The 1361-nt window shown below is 54.8% G+C and carries 1 rRNA gene; it reads left to right on the forward strand.

From position 1 onward, the window contains the following. Positions 1 to 1361, forward strand: a 23S ribosomal RNA gene (locus tag QT230_RS20750); the annotation flags it as partial.

Consider the following 1361-nt stretch of genomic DNA (forward strand, 5'->3'; position numbering starts at 1 on the left):
GTAGTACCGCCGGGGGTAGAGCACTGTTTCGGCTAGGGGGTCATCCCGACTTACCAACCCGAGGCAAACTCCGAATACCGGTGAGTAACGCGTGGGAGACACACGGCGGGTGCTAACGTCCGTCGTGAAAAGGGAAACAACCCAGACCGTCAGCTAAGGTCCCGAAATCCTGGTTAAGTGGGAAACGATGTGGGAAGGCTCAGACAGCTAGGAGGTTGGCTTAGAAGCAGCCATCCTTTAAAGAAAGCGTAATAGCTCACTAGTCGAGTCGGCCTGCGCGGAAGATGTAACGGGGCTAAACCAGGTACCGAAGCTACGGGTTCATTCTTAGGAATGAGCGGTAGAGGAGCGTCGTGTAAGCCGATGAAGGTGGATTGAGAAGTCTGCTGGAGGTATCACGAGTGCGAATGCTGACATGAGTAACGATAAAGGGCGTGAAAAACGCCCTCGCCGGAAGACCAAGGGTTTCTGTTCGACGCTAATCGGAGCAGAGTGAGTCGGCCCCTAAGGCGAGGCCGAAAGGCGTAGTCGATGGGAAACGGGTCAATATTCCCGTACCGGACATGGTTGCGATGGGGGGACGAAGAAGGCTAGGTGAGCCAGGCGTTGGTAGTCCTGGTGAAAGTGAGTAGGCTGAGGGTTTAGGTAAATCCGGACCCTTTTAAGGCCGAGACACGAAACGAACTGACCACGGTCAGGAAGTCACTGATGCCACGCTTCCAGGAAAAGCCTCTAAGCTTCAGATCATGTGCGACCGTACCCCAAACCGACACAGGTGGTCAGGGTGAGAATCCCAAGGCGCTTGAGAGAACTCGGGTGAAGGAACTAGGCAAAATGGTGCCGTAACTTCGGGAGAAGGCACGCCGGCGTAGGGTGAAGAGACTTGCTCTCCTAGCCCGAACCGGTCGAAGATACCAGGTGGCTGCAACTGTTTATTAAAAACACAGCACTCTGCTAACGCGCAAGCGGACGTATAGGGTGTGACGCCTGCCCGGTGCCGGAAGGTTAAATGATGGTGTTAGCGCTTGCGCGAAGCTCTTGATTGAAGCCCCGGTAAACGGCGGCCGTAACTATAACGGTCCTAAGGTAGCGAAATTCCTTGTCGGGTAAGTTCCGACCTGCACGAATGGCGTAATGATGGCCACGCTGTCTCCACCCGAGACTCAGTGAAATTGAAATCGCCGTGAAGATGCGGTGTACCCGCGGCTAGACGGAAAGACCCCGTGAACCTTTACTATAGCTTCACACTGGACGCTGATGTTGCCTGTGTAGGATAGCTGGGAGGCTTAGAAACCCGGACGCCAGTTCGGGTGGAGCCAACCTTGAAATACCAGCCTGGCATCATTGGCGTTCTCACTCAG

The sequence above is a fragment of the Halomonas sp. SpR8 genome (assembly GCF_031010195.1).
Lineage (GTDB): Bacteria > Pseudomonadota > Gammaproteobacteria > Pseudomonadales > Halomonadaceae > Vreelandella.